At 59.6% G+C, this 15,258-nt stretch carries 21 protein-coding genes, 1 tRNA gene and 1 pseudogene; 7 read left to right on the plus strand and 16 right to left on the minus strand.

The genetic code is table 11. The annotated features are described in order from the left end of the window. Positions 1-690 precede the first annotated feature (690 nt). From AC1DWF_RS23265 to AC1DWF_RS23330, 14 genes are read right to left on the minus strand one after another with little or no spacing between them, the layout of a single operon-like run. Positions 691-1,410 (minus strand): hypothetical protein, encoded by a 720-nt coding sequence (locus tag AC1DWF_RS23265; protein ID WP_476789177.1) that lies wholly within the window; start codon positions 1,408-1,410, stop codon positions 691-693. Beyond that, entirely contained in the window at positions 1,407-1,856 is a 450-nt protein-coding gene (locus AC1DWF_RS23270; RefSeq protein WP_476786982.1) for a hypothetical protein, read from the minus strand. The genes AC1DWF_RS23265 and AC1DWF_RS23270 overlap by 4 nt, the downstream gene beginning before the upstream one ends. 9 nt (positions 1,857-1,865) lie before the next feature. Then, the gene (locus AC1DWF_RS23275; RefSeq protein WP_476786983.1) at positions 1,866-2,681 is read right to left on the minus strand and encodes a ribonuclease H family protein; all 816 of its coding nucleotides are present in this window, start codon (positions 2,679-2,681) and stop codon (positions 1,866-1,868) included. Next, positions 2,678-3,043: a hypothetical protein gene (locus AC1DWF_RS23280; RefSeq protein WP_476786984.1), complete on the minus strand. Its 366-nt coding sequence runs from the start codon at positions 3,041-3,043 to the stop codon at positions 2,678-2,680. The genes AC1DWF_RS23275 and AC1DWF_RS23280 overlap by 4 nt, the downstream gene beginning before the upstream one ends. Further along, positions 3,040-3,570: a hypothetical protein gene (locus AC1DWF_RS23285; protein WP_476789178.1), complete on the minus strand. Its 531-nt coding sequence runs from the start codon at positions 3,568-3,570 to the stop codon at positions 3,040-3,042. Before AC1DWF_RS23285 ends, AC1DWF_RS23280 begins: the two co-directional genes overlap by 4 nt. Next, complete coding sequence (locus AC1DWF_RS23290) at positions 3,567-3,881, minus strand: DUF6074 family protein (RefSeq protein WP_476785500.1); 315 nt, start codon at positions 3,879-3,881, stop codon at positions 3,567-3,569. The genes AC1DWF_RS23285 and AC1DWF_RS23290 overlap by 4 nt, the downstream gene beginning before the upstream one ends. Continuing rightward, positions 3,878-4,405, minus strand: coding sequence for a hypothetical protein (locus tag AC1DWF_RS23295; RefSeq protein ID WP_476785501.1), 528 nt, complete (start codon positions 4,403-4,405; stop codon positions 3,878-3,880). The genes AC1DWF_RS23290 and AC1DWF_RS23295 overlap by 4 nt, the downstream gene beginning before the upstream one ends. Next, entirely contained in the window at positions 4,402-4,611 is a 210-nt protein-coding gene (locus tag AC1DWF_RS23300) for a hypothetical protein (protein WP_476785502.1), read from the minus strand. Before AC1DWF_RS23300 ends, AC1DWF_RS23295 begins: the two co-directional genes overlap by 4 nt. Then, a complete protein-coding gene (locus tag AC1DWF_RS23305; RefSeq protein WP_476785503.1) occupies positions 4,608-4,784 on the minus strand; it encodes a hypothetical protein in 177 nt (58 codons plus the stop codon). The genes AC1DWF_RS23300 and AC1DWF_RS23305 overlap by 4 nt, the downstream gene beginning before the upstream one ends. Further along, positions 4,781-5,146, minus strand: a complete 366-nt coding sequence (locus AC1DWF_RS23310) for a hypothetical protein (protein WP_476785504.1) — start codon at positions 5,144-5,146, stop codon at positions 4,781-4,783. The genes AC1DWF_RS23305 and AC1DWF_RS23310 overlap by 4 nt, the downstream gene beginning before the upstream one ends. Then, positions 5,143-5,517 carry a hypothetical protein gene (locus tag AC1DWF_RS23315; protein WP_476785505.1) on the minus strand — a complete coding sequence of 125 codons (375 nt, stop codon included), beginning with the start codon at positions 5,515-5,517 and terminating at the stop codon, positions 5,143-5,145. Before AC1DWF_RS23315 ends, AC1DWF_RS23310 begins: the two co-directional genes overlap by 4 nt. Beyond that, positions 5,517-5,849, minus strand: coding sequence for a hypothetical protein (locus AC1DWF_RS23320; RefSeq protein ID WP_476785506.1), 333 nt, complete (start codon positions 5,847-5,849; stop codon positions 5,517-5,519). Before AC1DWF_RS23320 ends, AC1DWF_RS23315 begins: the two co-directional genes overlap by 1 nt. Continuing rightward, a complete protein-coding gene (locus AC1DWF_RS23325; RefSeq protein ID WP_476785507.1) occupies positions 5,846-6,358 on the minus strand; it encodes a KilA-N domain-containing protein in 513 nt (170 codons plus the stop codon). Before AC1DWF_RS23325 ends, AC1DWF_RS23320 begins: the two co-directional genes overlap by 4 nt. Then, complete coding sequence (locus AC1DWF_RS23330; protein WP_476785508.1) at positions 6,355-6,546, minus strand: hypothetical protein; 192 nt, start codon at positions 6,544-6,546, stop codon at positions 6,355-6,357. The genes AC1DWF_RS23325 and AC1DWF_RS23330 overlap by 4 nt, the downstream gene beginning before the upstream one ends. A 124-nt stretch (positions 6,547-6,670) precedes the next feature. Here AC1DWF_RS23330 and AC1DWF_RS23335 point away from each other — a divergent pair, with 124 nt between their 5' ends. The 7 genes and pseudogenes from AC1DWF_RS23335 to AC1DWF_RS23365 all read left to right on the plus strand — a co-directional run bounded on the left by AC1DWF_RS23335 (position 6,671) and on the right by AC1DWF_RS23365 (position 12,602). Next, positions 6,671-7,120, plus strand: coding sequence for an Arc family DNA-binding protein (locus AC1DWF_RS23335; protein ID WP_476785509.1), 450 nt, complete (start codon positions 6,671-6,673; stop codon positions 7,118-7,120). Further along, complete coding sequence (locus AC1DWF_RS23340; RefSeq protein ID WP_476842098.1) at positions 7,120-8,358, plus strand: tyrosine-type recombinase/integrase; 1,239 nt, start codon at positions 7,120-7,122, stop codon at positions 8,356-8,358. Before AC1DWF_RS23335 ends, AC1DWF_RS23340 begins: the two co-directional genes overlap by 1 nt. A 35-nt stretch (positions 8,359-8,393) precedes the next feature. Continuing rightward, a tRNA-OTHER gene (locus AC1DWF_RS23345) sits at positions 8,394-8,462 on the plus strand. Positions 8,463-8,788: 326 nt separating this feature from the next. Continuing rightward, positions 8,789-9,496 carry a YoaK family protein gene (locus AC1DWF_RS23350; protein ID WP_476789180.1) on the plus strand — a complete coding sequence of 236 codons (708 nt, stop codon included), beginning with the start codon at positions 8,789-8,791 and terminating at the stop codon, positions 9,494-9,496. 1,552 nt (positions 9,497-11,048) lie between these two features. After that, positions 11,049-11,747 (plus strand): annotated as a pseudogene (locus tag AC1DWF_RS23355) (diguanylate cyclase domain-containing protein); the annotation flags it as partial. A gap of 14 nt (positions 11,748-11,761) precedes the next feature. After that, on the plus strand, positions 11,762-12,379 hold the full coding sequence (locus AC1DWF_RS23360) for an EAL domain-containing protein (protein ID WP_476785409.1): 618 nt from the start codon (positions 11,762-11,764) through the stop codon (positions 12,377-12,379). A gap of 73 nt (positions 12,380-12,452) precedes the next feature. After that, complete coding sequence (locus AC1DWF_RS23365; RefSeq protein ID WP_476785408.1) at positions 12,453-12,602, plus strand: hypothetical protein; 150 nt, start codon at positions 12,453-12,455, stop codon at positions 12,600-12,602. A gap of 40 nt (positions 12,603-12,642) precedes the next feature. Here AC1DWF_RS23365 and AC1DWF_RS23370 read toward each other — a convergent pair whose 3' ends face one another. Then, positions 12,643-13,386 (minus strand): bestrophin-like domain, encoded by a 744-nt coding sequence (locus AC1DWF_RS23370; protein WP_476789181.1) that lies wholly within the window; start codon positions 13,384-13,386, stop codon positions 12,643-12,645. A 120-nt stretch (positions 13,387-13,506) separates the two neighbouring features. Further along, on the minus strand, positions 13,507-15,258 hold a 1,752-nt coding region (locus tag AC1DWF_RS23375), incomplete at its 5' end, for a DUF1989 domain-containing protein (protein WP_476842099.1).

The raw sequence follows: 15,258 nt of genomic DNA on the forward strand, positions 1-15,258 counted from the left end.
GCCATCACTCCAAGAAAGACGGGCGTCCGCGTTCGATCTGGATTTGCAAGGCGACGATCAATTCCATCTTGCGTTCATGTTATCTTTGTAGCTCGCAATCAACAGGCACAATAAGCGCATCGACGTGAATCTGATCTATTTCCCATTTTTTTGCCCATATCCTGCAGCTCTCGTGGGCATGGTACACAGGTCCGTCTGGACGAGGATGGATTTACATTTCGGATCAACAAAACGTTTGTTGCAATCGCACTTCTCGTGTCGAATGTTCTGCCAGTGACAACTCAGACTGCAGTTTGTGCTCGGCGACCGGTAAGCGTTGCTGAATGTACGAAGCTAAATAATCGCTCCGAGATTCCAACCGCAGGTAGCTGCGAAGAGGGTGCGCTCCGCCCTCACGCGCTTCCCGCAAAGCTGTTCGAAGAGTAGATGGCGGCGCATCAGGGCATGATACTAGTCACCGATTGAACTTGAACACCGGACTGTGCAGGCTCCATCACCGACGCTCGGCCGGCTCGTGGTCCTGCAAATCGCGGCGGGCCGAAGCGATGGCGAATGCAATTTTGCAGCATGTTGCTCTGGTTTGCACTCCCGATCAGGTCGCCAACACGACGATGCAATAGTTCATTTTGGGCGCACGCCTCCAGCTTATGAGGCTGGCCAGCTGCCGGGCTGCTCCACCCTGACTTGAAACTATGCCACCTTACGTCGGCGGGCTTGCTGCTGTCGGCGCTTCGCGGCTCGCCATTCGATCATGGTCATGCCGGTCTTGCGCTCGAAGCTGGGATCATCTCGCCACGAGTGGACAGCCTGTGTGTCGAACACTGCTTTCTGTCCCTCGATCGTAGCGAAAATATGCCTGTTTTCGGGCTCACATGGCAACACCCCGTTTTGGTGATTTTCGTCATGCAAACCGGCCTTGCCGCACAATCCTTGCGCGATTACCGTCAAAGCTCGGTTTTTCCTGCGGTGTCCGGTCATTTCAGCGCATCGTTCGACCTCCCGGCACCACCTCGCGAAGCTGATCTTCTTCGGGGTTTTTGCCGGGCGCGTGATCATGAGGTTTTCGGCCTGCGCCAGTGCCCAAGCCCATAGAGCGCGGCGCTGGCCAGCATCAGACAGGAATTCGCCTGTGATGCGAAGGCATGCCTCCCAGTCTGCGACCTGTTCCTTGGTAGCCGTCTTCCCCCAAGCCTCCATCCATGCCTTTTCCCATTCCTTCAAAGGATCGTCGCCGTCGAGCAGCTTCTCCTTTCGATCCCCTGTGCGGCGGCGGCTGTTGATGTCGGCAAGATCGTGCATCCACGGCAGCACATACCCGCCTGTGGTTTCCTTCATGCCCCGGACCTGTGGCAGCTTCCGCTCTGTCTCGGCGGCACGAATGAACATCTCGGCAATGTCGGCTTCGGTCATGACGGCATCCTTCTGTCGTCCAGGAAATCGGGCTGGGTGGATCGGGGGCCGTAAGCCCGCCAAATCCGTTCGTAGATCATGCCGGCAAGCGCTGACCGCACTGGCACAAAACCCCTCATCTCGTGCGCTACGGCCTGCAGCTCGCCGACGGGACACATGTCCCAGACTTGAAACCACTTCTCCGGGTCCGCCTCTTGGTGATGCCGGCAGGCAAGCAAGAGATCGGAGGCAGCACCGATGCACTCAGCCTCAAGGCTGGCCTTGTTGTTGGCCGTCTCGGTGAGCGTGCTCATGACGATGCGTGCATGCCCAATGCCGCGGCGATCGATCATCCTGCGGATCGCTGCGACGGCTCGCGTCTCGCCAATGCGCGGATAGGTGTGCTTGGGGACGATACGCACACCAAATTCATCGCAAAGCGCTTGGACGTGGGCTGGGATGCTCATCCTCGGCCCTCAGATGGCATAGACGAGTTGCTGTTCGATCAGGGACGGCTCTCGCCGGGGCAAGACCTGCTCCCGTCCCATCTCGGCCAACTCGTCGGCGCGCTCGTTGCCAAGCATGCCGGCGTGGCCTTTGACCCATTCCAGCGTGATCGGCACCAGTGAAAGCGCGTGGTCGAGCGCCTGCCATAGCTCGAGGTTGGCGACTGCGGCATTCTCCGGCTTCGCGTTCGGCCCGCCACGCCGCCAGCCCTTGGCCTTCCATCCCAGCATCCATTCATTGCAGCCTTTGACGGTGTATTGACTGTCCGAAAGCAAGCGAACCGGCTCGATGACACCACGCTCGGCAAACCAACGCAGGGCCATCAGCGCGGCCGTCAACTCCATCGTCTGATTTGTCGCCTCGAGCTCGCCACCGCAATCCGAATGGATCTCGACACCGTCGCGGTAGACCGCGAAGCCCCAGCCACCGATGCCGGGGTTTGGGTGGCAGGCACCATCAGCGTAGATGACCAGGCCGGGCGGTACGTGGCTTTCGAAACCGTTCTGGCGTGGAACGGTCCTTTGCTTTGGGTTCCTGCTCCCTATCTGGGGACGCTCCCCAGATGGTCGGTCTCTGGAAACGCTTCCAGTGACGATCCGCGCCTGGATGTCTTGCAACACGCCCATGCACGACGTGCCTTTGGCAGGGAACTTGATCCGCGTTCCGGCGAGCTGCTGCGCCATAAACGCAGCCTGGCGCTCAGATTTCACCGCGGCGATATCGAGACCCTGCAACCGAAGCCAGTCGAGGAGCGCGTTGAGACGTTGGGGAAATTGATAGGTCATTCCGTGCGCTCCCCTTCACTCATGCGTACCGCTTTCATCACACGAGCGCTGAACGCTGCTTCGAGATCGGGGAGGATGTCGTCATACTCGACTTCGCCGGCCGCTATCTTCTGGGCCAGGTCAGGCCTCAGGATCTCAACGGCATGCGAGCGGAGAGTGAGCGCCGGATGGATGCGCAAGGCATCAGCCGTACGCTTCAATTCCGTGAGCTTGCCGGTGCGATGTGCTCGGACGCGACAAGCGGGTGAACAGGTCAACTGGTCACGCCTAGTCGCCTCATAGAGGGTTTCACAGCAAGGGCAGTACGAGATGATGTAACGGTTCGGCCCATCCGTTACAGGCGCATGCTCCGGTCGGGTCATGATGCCACTCCAAAGATGTGCGGCAACGCTGCCTGCACCTTGGCGAGCGCATCGGCACGGGTTTTCGCTGCGAAGTCTGAGATCAGCCGCGCCGTCTCTTCCTGAATGGCTCGGTCGGCGGCAAAGCCGATGGTGAACAGCTTGTCGCGGAGGGTAAGCATCTCGCCGGCGGTGCTCGCAGCAGCGACCACGAGGTAGCGGTACTGTCGGCGACCGCCAGCCTGGAATGTCTTGGGCATGACACGCTCAACCTGCAAGACATCGAATTGCTCGTGTGGTCGGCGTAGGCAGTCCCAGCCGGAGCCGCCACGAGCGAGGATCTCAAGGGAGCGACTGAGATCGTCATCGGGCATGAAGTGCTCGACATAGGCCAACACCCATTGGCCGGCTGCAAGTGGAACGAAGGCGCGCGCGCGGATGACGTTCTCTACCTGTCCACGGGGCTCCGCCCCGAACCCCGACAGGGACTTAGTCCCTGTACCCCCGCCGACCGCTGTGCGGCCGGCATTACCTGCGTCAATGGTCATGCTGCACCATCCGGTGTTGAGCCATAAGATTGCTTTGGAAGAAGAAGGGCTCGGCTGACTGCACTACCGTAGCGTTCGATTTCACGGTCGATAAGTTCAGCGCTGAGCCCGAGATCGCGAAGGGACCGGCGATGGCGCTTGATGTGCGCTGCCCACCACTGCTGCCCCTGGTATCGATTGCGCGCGCCGAGCTGATGAGCCGCCGACCGAACCTCGCTCTGTCTAAACGCCAGTGGGAAAACAGCGATGGTGGCGGCTCTTATGCTTTCAAGGGTGATGAGACCACTGTGGTCCACATGATTTTCGATCATTCTGCCCCTCCATCTGGACCGCAGTGGTCCACATGATTTTCGATCCCCGAGAGCGTGACCGAAGCTGGCAGATTGATCGGTACGGCAAGCGTGATCGTGCGGCAGCGAACGATCTTTCCCTCCTTGCGGCGCCAGCCAAGATCGATCGTGATGATTCCCAAGGCGACGTATGCTGCGACGTCCCTGGATGCGGTCTTTGCGGAGAACCCTCCCGCTGCACGGCCAAGGTCTTCATTGCTCGCGAATATCTTGCCGGACTTCCAGTTGATGAAGTCAGCGAACGCAGCGAGCGTGCGGTGCTCATACCGGGCTTCGCGAATGACCTGGCTTGCGACGTACTTCCATGCGCGAAACGCATCGCGTTGGTTTGGTCGCGTCTTCGGCCACAGCCATTGCCTGGAAGCCTTAGGCTCGAACCGACGGCGTCTTCCACTTCTAGCGAGATCAGGAACATCGGCGAGGCGAGCAACTGGATCAAAGATGTTGACGGCCGAAGCCGCTTTGCGGTTGGCAACGGCGTTCATGCCGCCCTCCAGATGATCCCGATCCAGATGCCGGCAAGGCCGACACCGACGATCGATGCGAGAAGGAAAAGCTCGGCGGCAGACATTGCCGGCCGACTGGTGGCGCGCAGATCGTAGAAGCGGTCAGCGTGCCAATCTGACCGGCGTTGGAGGTGGACGGCTCGGCGCGCGTGGTAGAGCGCCAGGAGGGAGCGTAAGAGCCTCATTGCATCCTCACCACAACGAAATGCACTTCATGGTCGATCAGGATGCGCCATGCGCCGCCGTGGATCAGGCGCATGGACTCGGCCAGTTCGTCCGCGAGCTGCCTGACGAGTTCGACGTTACCGGTCGGACGCAGCGTGTCGGTAAGCGATGTTGGAAGTGTGCGAGGTCTCATGCTGCAACTCTCCTCTCGGCCATTGGCGTCAGGGCATTGATCAGCCCTTTGAGGGCCGCGCGTGGCTCGCACGAGCCATCGGCCCAGTCCTCGGCTGCAAAGAACACCTGCCGACGGAGGTCGCCGCCTGTCACCGGCTTCCGCGTAAGGGCCTCCTGTCTCAGGGCGTCAATTGCGTGGCCCACCTCTTCCTGAAGGAGGTCGAGCATTTCTCCGGCCTCGTCGAGCTCGTTCTGCCGATAGAATTTCGGCTGGCAGAGCAAGCCGCTCATGACGTTGAAGACAGTGCCGAGCGCCGTGCGCAGGGCGAACATCTGCTCGATCGACAGCTTGGAGGGATCGATGATCGATGAAGCGCTCATGCCACACCGCCCTTCCGGGCGAACCATTCGCGCCGGCATTCGAGGAAGGGCATATTCTCCTCAGCGAGGAAGGTGCGGATCGGGTCGAGTTGGTCGAGAACATCGCTGATCATGATTTCGGCGTCGCACATGCTGTATTCGGCCAGACCCAAGCTATCAGCCAAGACAGCGGCACGGATCGTGCGCAACCTCGCTATGGCTGCGTCCATTTCGTCGATGGGTGAGTGCGCCGGATACGGCACGGTTGCCGCACACGCCGCGGCCGTGGTACTGTTATGCACGTTCATTTCATTTCCTTTGGGGGAATTGTGGGAACCACGGCTCGGCAGGATTGCAGTCCTGGCCGGGCCTTTTGCTTTCTGGTTGGACATCACGCGCCCTCTTCTACGCGGGACATCCAAACCTGATCTTCCCAAATGTAATCGGTGACGAAGGGCGTCGGCTTTGCGGTGGTTCCTGCCGAAATCACGCCGAATTGGCTGGATTCCATGATCCAAGACCTATCGAGAAGGAACCAGGCGCGAAGTACCTCGCCGCCTACTTGTTCCTCTGTGCACGCGGATGCCTTCATGATGTGAGACAAGGCTTCGCCATATGGCAGCGCAGTGAGCTGCACCGATATATGTCGAACCAATTCCCCAAGGATTGCGGCGCGAAACTCAGGAGTGGCAGCGCCGTTGCTTTCAAATGAGACCTGCATCAAGCTGCCTTCCCCTTGCGAGGCTCGACGGTGATCGTGAACGCCGCCGGCTCGTGCTGCACACCGTCCGCGACAGCGTGCTCGATCCGCGTCACCTTCTTCGCCAGCATCCGAACGATGCCGTCCGTGCGCTTGATCATTTCCATCAACTCGGCAGGGAAGTCGGAAGCGGGCGCAAGCCGATGCTCCATGTGAGTGCGGACGATCTCGTTGCAGCGAACGGCGAAGGCCGGATCGAGATAGCGGGCGTAGCTCATGGCAATGTGCCAGTGGGCGAAGGTCTGGGCGTTCCGACCGCGTGCGACCGTGAAAATCTCATCCTCCGATTTTCGGAGGACTACATCAGCGACGTGCGCCGCGAACTCTTTGGTCGATGGCAGTTCACGCCACTTGGCCGGCTGCTTAGACGGATCGGAGCCCGCCGCCTTCCATAGGCCAGTCAGGCTGACCATCTCCCCCTTGAGCGAAACGCGCTGGCCGTCCAGTTCGATTAGTTGAGCGGAGTTGGTCATGCCGCGTCTTCCATGAAGAATGCGATCAGCTTGCTGCGGCTGACTACGTGCCGCTCGCCGATCTGCTTCACCATCGGGAGTTTTCCTGTGGCGATCATGTGATGCGTTTGCTGGTAGGTTCTTCCGATCAGGTCGGCGATCGCCTGCACTCCCCAAATCAGGTCGAGTATGTCGTCTTTGCTGTTCAATGGCCTCACTCCTTGTTAACCACCCGAAACGATGGCGCTTGTTGGTGCGTCATTGGTGTGGCATGTGTGTGTGTGTCATGGGTGTGGCATAGCTGTCAACGAGTTTGTGTGTCATTGGTGAGGCATGGCTAGAGAAGATTTGCACTTCCGACTGCGTATTCCGGAAGACCTGAAGGTGAAGGTGGAAAACGCCGCAGCCGAAAACCATCGGAGCATGACCGCCGAAATTGTGGCGCGTCTCGCCGATAGCTTTGATTTCAGTGGGGATTTTGACGAACTGTCGACTGCCCGTACCCTGTTGTGGAGGATGATCGACCTTCTCAACCAGCCGATCGACAATGAACAACGAAAACGTGTGGAAGAGCTCGCGCTGGTCTTCCTTGGCGGATTGCCTGCCAAGGAAGTCGAACTACTTCAGGGTCATGTCTGGCCCGAAGGCGACATTGACAATCACAACGCCCGCTTCGCCGAGTTGGAGAGGATGGTCACGTCATCTGTCGACAGGGCACTCGATAGACTTGCTGACAAGATGCGGATGCTTGGCTGGTCGGTGCAAAGGCCGGAGAACCGATAGTGAGCATTCGCAAGYGCACGTGGACGAATGCCAAGGGCGAAGAAAAGACCGCCTGGGTGGTCGACTATGTCGACACCAAGGGCAAGCGCCGGCTGAAGACCTTCGCAAAGAAGAAGGAAGCTGACGGCTTCTCGGCAACAGCTCACGTCGAAGTCAGGGACGGCACGCACGTTGCTGACACCGACAGCGTGACGGTTGGAAAAGCCGCAGATTTCTGGCTGGCTTCTGCCGAAGCGTCTGGCCTCGAGCGATCCACAACGGATCAGTACCGCCAGCATATCGAGCTTCATATTAAGCCGTTTCTGGGCGACACGCTGTTGTCGAAGCTCAACGTGCCGGCTGTGCGGGCATTTGAAGATAAGCTGCGCGATGAAGGCCGTTCCCCCGCGATGGGGCGCAAGGTGCTGGTCAGCTTGAGTTCGCTCCTGTCTGACGCGCTGGAACGCGGACTGACCTCAAAGAACCCCGTTCGGGATATGCGAGGCAAGCGCAAGCAAGGCACCGAACGCCGCCAGGAGAAGCGCCAGAAGGGCAGACTCAAGATCGGGGTGGATATTCCCTCCCGCGAGGAGATCAAGGCCATTGTCGGCGCACTGGACGGGCGCTGGCGCCCTCTCTTGCTGACGGCAATCTTCACCGGCCTGCGAGCCTCAGAACTTCGCGGCCTGCGCTGGAGCGACGTCGATTTCGATAAGCGAGAAATCCGGGTGCATCAACGTGCCGATCGGTTCAATGAAATCGGCCGGCCAAAGTCCGAAGCTGGCGAACGTGTCGTCCCTGCCCCGCCGATGGTCATCAACGCCTTGAAGGAATGGCAACTCTCCTGCCCTCGCCGGAAGACGGACAAGATGGATGCGAACGGCAACGCGGTGATGGTGCTTGATCTGATGTTTCCGAATGGAAACGGCAACGTCGAATCGCTGTCGAACATCATCAACCGCGGGCTGGCCCCGGCTCAGATGGGGGCGGGCGTTACCGTCGAGACTGAGGACAAGGACGAAGACGGCAACCCGATCGTCAAGGCCAAGTACACCGGCATGCACGCTCTACGGCATTTCTATGCTTCATGGTGCATCAACCGCCAGGCCGACGGTGGGCTCGGCCTGCCTGCCAAGGTGGTGCAGGACCGTCTCGGTCATTCGTCAATCATGCTGACTATGGACGTTTACGGGCACCTGTTTCCGCGTGGTGATGATGCCGATGAATTGGCCGCTGCGGAGAAAGCCCTGCTAGCTTGACGCGACATGGACGCAACATGATGCCAAATTAATCAATATTTTCAATTAACTCATTCGGATTGAAAATCCGCGTGTCCGTGGTTCGAATCCGCGTCTGGGCACCACCCCTTTCCCAAGTAAAACCAGATACTCCAGCTCATCCAGGCCTTCGCTTTTGGGCTTTGTCATGTCGAGATAGGCTGCAAGTAGGTCCCCTTGATTTCCAAGGGCCTCCAAATGACCAAGGCTAATCCACGCGACATGGAACGGGCGGGTGCGAAATATTCCAGGCCGGAAAAATCACGGCGAACCGGTGATTCGCTTTGGCGCCTTGTGAAACACCACTGCGTCTGAAACGCACCCAGGGAATTGATGGCTCGGAGCATCGCGGTGCTCCACCTTGGAACCGCATCGTCGCCTCGCTACAGTTGCCACATAATGAGGACTAGGGATGCTGATCCGAGAAGGCGACCAACGATCACTCGACATCGATGTCAGACTTGCAGCGCTGCTCGCGGGCGTAGCAGGCGCTGTGAACGCTGCTGGCTTCCAAGCGACTGGTTTCTTCTCAGCGAATATGACGGGCAATGTCTCCGCCCTCTCCGATCATGTCGGGTTGGGCAAGCTCGGTCTGGCGGCGTTCTTCGCCTCACTTGTCTTTGCATTCATCACAGGAGCGTTTGGGTCAGGGCTGCTGATCGAATTTGGCCGCCGCCGAGGCGTACGAGCCATCTACGCCTACAGTATCGCGGTAGAAGCCGTCCTGTTGGTTATGCTGGGAATTCTCGATGTACTGCTACCAATGGTGGGCAGCGGCATCGTTTTGATCATGTGCCTGAGCTTCATCATGGGCATACAGAACGCGGCGTCTTCGCGAATATCGCAGGCAAGAGTAAGAACAACCCATGTCTCGGGAATGGCTACCGACATTGGTCTCGGTTTGGCGGCCTTGGTAGTCAGTCCTCCTGATCGCCCAGCAGCAGTTGCCCGTCTCAAGCTTTATTCCAGTACAATCGTAGCCTTCTTCATGGGCGGCGTCGTTGGCGTAGGCGTCTATGTCCTTATCGGTGGATTCCTCTTTGTCGCAGCTGCTTGCGTGCTGTTTGCAATCGCGGTGCCAGAGGTGCTGCGTGCGAAGAAAATAGGCGTCGCCCATTAGACTGTCGACTATAGCTTTCGCCGTGATCTTGTTAACCGATCGCGTGTGATCCCAACCAAGGCATTGCTCGGATCAGCATCTCCAGACGCTATCGCTTTTGTATAGTACTCGTAACCACCTGGTCCACACCCTGATCCTTGCCGGACGACACCACGATCAACACGCCAAGTCCGATCGCAATGGGCGCAAACAATAGCGCGACGTGCCCCAAACATTGAAGTGGCGCCCATCTCTCAGAAGGCTTCTGCTTTTCATCCATCGGGCGAGTCCTATCGGCTGCATTCAAGCCGTCGGTAGGCGCATCATTTGGCGCGAATGAGCCCCATCCACCGAGAGTTCGAGACACGGTTAAGGATGGGTGAAAGCGCAGTCTGGACGTCGTGGCAACAAGTCGAGCATGCCGACGATCAGCCATTTGACGAAGCACCGACCATCATCGTGACGACGACGAGCTTGCGGYCAGCGTTGGGGTGTCGATGCCTTCTTCGCGGAGTTGGGTAAGGAATGTGCGCGTTGGCAGGAACGCTCAAGCGTCGCCCCGCCGGAACGGTAAAGACTGAGTTCCGGCAACCCGGACCGAGGGTTCCTGAACTGCCCGTGCGGACCGTCGCGCTTTGGCAAGAATAGTTCGACTGATCTACATGCTCCCCTGATTAGTTCCTGCCACAAGAAGGTTGAACGGGCATATTTTTTGCGAATATCCACCAATCCATGCCGCGAAACTATTCAAATTTACACGCAATTCATCATTTCACTGCATTTTGCTGCCCCGGGGAAACTTCTTGTAAAGAAGCGGGGGATCGATATGTCGGCGAGCGCTGAGGCCAGCTCTAAACACCAGATGCTTGCGCATGGGCTCATGCGCAATACCAAGGCATCTTATGCGGCAGCGCTGATGCTGATCGCGTCGCTTGCGACCGCCAGCTTCTTCATGCTCAGTTCGGTCATTTCGGCAAACGTCCAGAAGACGGCCCTGATCGAACTTGGCGCCCGCCAGCAATTGCTGTCGCAGAGGATACTGCTGACCGCAACGGAGGCCTATACGGCCGATGCGCAATGGCTGCGCGCCCAGGCACGCCAGAATCTCAAGGCGGCGCTCGACAGTTTCCTCGCCAATGAGCAACTCCTACGCAACGGAGCGCCCGAGACGAGATCGCCGCTTCACCAACTTGAACTTTCCGAAGACGCGACCAAGCTCTTCAACGAAGCGCCCGGCCAGATCGAGGCGTCGACGCGAATGCTCTCGCACACGGTCAACTCATTCCTCAACCTGCTGCCTGTTTCGGTGTCCGCCGAGATGCCGCCTGATGCCACCGCCCACTTCGCCGCCCTCAGGCTCTATGTCGCCGAGAAAGCCCGGCGCGAATATGAGTCGCTAACCAGGTTGTTTTCATCAGAAGCTGCCGAAAAGGGCGCGGCGGTGGAGAAGATCCACCTGACCGTCTTCGTCCTCACCTTGCTGCTGCTGCTGGCCGAGGCCGTGCTGATCTTCAGGCCATTGGTGCGCAAGGTGGTGTCGTGCACCAGCGAACTGCTCAGAGCGCGCGACCAGATGACCTTTGCTGCCAACCATGATGCGCTGACCGGCCTCTACAACAGGGCATTCCTCAACGACTACATGGACACTGCTCTTGCCGCCGCCAGGCGCAAGGGCGAGAAGATGGCGGTCATCCATCTCGACCTCGACCACTTCAAGTCAGTCAACGACACGCTTGGCCATGCCGCAGGCGATGCTGTGCTGATCGAAACGGCAAAGCGCCTGCTGGCCAGCGTTCGCGATTCCGACGTCTGCGTGCGCCTTGGCGGCGACGAGTTCACCGTGATCTTGACTGATGTCGGCTCGGAAGCGGACGCAGAGGAAGTGGCGGCGCGCATCACGGCTGCTCTCAAGCAGCCGCTGGAATTCGCCGGGACCTCGCTGAAGCCAAGCGCAAGTGCCGGCGTGGCGCTATTCCACGACGCCACCAGCACCATCGGCGACCTGATCGTCAACGCCGATCTCGCGCTCTATCGCGCCAAGGCCGAAGGGCGTGGCGGCTATCAACTGTTTGCGGCAACGTTGCGCGACAAATTCGAAGAGAAGGCAAATCTCGAGCGCGAACTGGGCCAGGCCATCACCACCCAGGCATTCGCGGTTCATTTCCAGCCGCAGGTCTCACTCCAAAGCGGCAAGGTGATCGGCGTCGAGGCCCTGGTGCGCTGGGAGGTCGACGGCAAGAACATTGCTCCCGGCGAATTCCTGCCGGCGGCGGAAAAGGCCGGACGATGCCGGCGATCGGCCGCATCATTTTCGCCAAGGCGATCCATACAGGTGCCGGATGGCATCGGGCCGGCCTCCATTTCGGCCGGCTCTCACTCAACGTTTCGGCGCAGGAATTGCGGGAAGCAGATTTTGCCAGTCATCTTCTCGACCTTCTCAAGAAGGAAGGGCTACCGACGCGCCTGGTCGCGCTGGAGATCGTCGAGTCGGTCATGCTCGACGACGGAAACAGCGGCATCGGGTTGACGTTGAAGCGCCTGCGCAAGGCCGGCATCCGCATGGAGCTGGACGATTTCGGTACCGGCTACGCGTCGCTGTCGCATATCAGCGCCAACGAGGTCGACCGGCTGAAGATCGACCGCCGTTTTGTCCGCGACATCGACAAGAACCCTGCCAATTCCAAGATCGTCAAGGCGATCATCGAGCTGGCGCGCGGCTTGGGCATCTCGATCGTCGCCGAGGGCGCCGAGACCGAAGTCGAACTGACGTGGCTGCACGAGCTCGGCTGCCCTGCCGTGCAGGGTTATGGCATCGCCTTCCCTATGCCGGGCAGCCAGGCCGAGGCGTGGCTTGCCACGCGCAACGGCGCACCGCAGCGGGGCTCCAAAAGCAACGTCGCCTGAGCGCCAGGGCATCGGTGAAGTCTTTTTCGACGGTTGATCCAGGTCAAGGCGCTCCATCCACCTGGGGACCAGCATGCTCAACATTCCAGGATGGAGAAAAGACATGCCAACCGAGACTATTGTTACCGTCGCCGGCGTGCTTGCCGCTTTTGGTTTCTTCGCAATTGTGCTGGCCTATGCGAGCCTGACGTCAGAGCCCGTGCGCACACCAAAGAGGAAGTGAGGCTGGGCGGCGCGCCCACCAGAGCGGGGCTTCGCCCAAGCTAGATCCGTGCGTCGCCCAACGTCACTTGTGCCACGCCGACATAGGGATTGGCGTGCAACGCAAGGATCCACAGGCTGACGCTCGCGGTCACCGCGAATATGAGGATCGCCTTCCTGCCCGCATGGGGCCGGTCGGCGTGAACAGCTCCAATGACGATTGCCGACAGCATCGTCAGGAACAGCACGAGATACCATTTCAGCTGATTGACCGAGCTCGCGCCGATAGCGAGACGCGAATTGCGCGCATCCTGCAACTCGTCAAAATCCTGGACCATCTGGCCGATGATCGGGTCTGGAAGACCTGTTTTCGACAACCCGATCAAAGCAAGACGGATGTCCTGCAAGGCTTGCTCGACGGCCGGCTCGGGCGCTCGATTGGCGTTCGGCCATTCCGCCGCAACAACTGCGCCCTTGTAGGCTTGGAGGCCGTTCATCAACTCGGTGGAAGCAAGGGCCTCCGGCTTCGCCATGCCGGCAAGACGTATCATCGAGGAGCGCTCTGCGCTGGCGACCTCGCTGGCGCGCGAATTTACTGACCACACATCCGCCGCCGTGAACCCTAGGGATAGCGCCCATGCCGTGGTGATCGTTCCGACGAAGGCGGCGACCGGCATGGACAAGGGGTTGCGTTGCGCCTGCCGCGCAAAGATCGCCAGAAACGCCGTCCCCAGCAAAAACGAAATGACGCCCACCACGATAAAGGGAAGCATCATGACGACGGGCGACCAAGAAAATATTTCCACGATGCTACCTTGCCCCGATGGTATCTCTATTCATCGTGAATAAGCCAATTTCCGCTATCCTCAAGCAAAAAGCCCCGCGGAAAGCGGGGCTTATGCAGGTATGCCGTCAAGTCATGCTGCTTACGACCTCGGGCGTTCCTTTTTCGGATCGTAGTGGGCGAAAGGCACGATGCGGGCGGGCAGGCGCTTTTGCTGGCCGTCGAGCTTGCCGATCTCGACCTCGGTGCCGACAGCGGCATGCGTCGCATCGACACGGGCGAGCGCGATGTTCTTGCCCAGCACCGGCGAGCGCATCGACGAGGTGACCACGCCGATCTGGGCGCGGCCGATATGGACGCAATCGCCATGGCCGACAGCGACATTACCGTCGATGTCGAGGCCGACCAGCTTGTGGATCGGGTTGTCCTTGCGTCGGATCAAGGCTTCGCGGCCGATGAAGTCATCGGTCTTGGTCTTGAGCGGCACGGTGAAGCCGATGCCGGCCTCGAACGGGTCAGTCTGGTCGGAGAACTCGTAATTGGCAAAGATCAGCCCGGCCTCGATGCGCACCATGTCGAGTGCGGCAAAACCCATCGGCTTGAGGCCATGCGGCTGGCCGGCTTCCCAGACCGCGTCAAAGACCTTTTCGGCATCGCGCGGATGGCACCAGACCTCGTAGCCAAGCTCGCCGGTGTAGCCGGTGCGTGACACCACCACAGGCACGCCTTGCGCATCGCCGATGCGGCCGATGGTGAAGCGGAACCATTCGAGTTCCGACAGCGCAGGCTGGTGCGGCGGTGTCCAGATGATCTCCTTGAGGAGATCGCGGCTGTTGGGACCTTGCACCGCGATGTTGTGCATCTGGTCGGTCGAGGAGCGCACCAGCACCTTGAGGCCAAGCTTTTCGGTGACCTCGCGCAGCCAGACGCCGGAATAGTCGTCGCCGCAGATCCAGCGGAAGTTGTCCTTGCCGAGCCTGAGCAAGGTGCCGTCGTCGATCATGCCGCCATGCTCGTAGCACATGGCGGTGTAGACGACCTGGCCAACACCGAGCTTCTTGACGTCGCGGGTCAGCGTGTATTGCAACAGCGCTTCGGAATCCGGTCCCGTCACCTCGAACTTGCGCAGTGCCGACAGATCCATCACCACCGCCTTTTGGCGGCAGGCCCAATATTCCTCGATCGGACCTTCCTTRGCGAAKTCCTGCGGYAGCCAGAAMCCCTTGTATTCGATGAAGTTGCGGGTGTGCTTGGCAAAGCTTGAATGGAAGGCGGTCTCACGGGTCATTTTGGCTTCGGCCTCCGGGGTCGTGCGTCTGGCGATCGCGCGCGAGAATTTATGCTGGCCGGAATAGGTCCGGACGTGGATGTCGCTGAGGTTCCAGCCATTGGCYGGGGTGGTGTCRTCGGGACAGGCGGATGAGACGCAAACGATGTCGGTCAGCGCCCTGAGCAACACATAGTCGCCGGGCCTGGACCAGGGTTCGTCSGAGAACATCACGCCATGSGCATCGATGCCGGTGTTGAAGAAGAAGTTGACCGCCATCCARCCGGCGCGGGCATTGACGCCCTTGTCGGCGAGCGCGCCATTAAAGTTCTCCGAGCAGTTGATGTGGCCGGGATAACCGATGTCGTCGTAATATTTGGCGTAGCAGGCGAGCGCGAAGGCATCGTGGCGGCCGCAGGTGTCCTGGATCACCTCGACCAGCGGCTCGAAATCCTGGTCGTAATATTTGGCGTGCAGGCCCGGCATCGGATAGGCATGGCCCATCAGCGAACGCGTGGCGGTGACGTCAAGCGCCAGATCGCGGCCCTTGTCGAGCTTGCGGGCTGAAAAGCACTGGAAATCGGTGCACTGGCGGCCATCGACATCGATGATCTGGATGTAGTCGCC

It is taken from the genome of Aminobacter sp. P4_D5 (genome assembly GCF_056401815.1).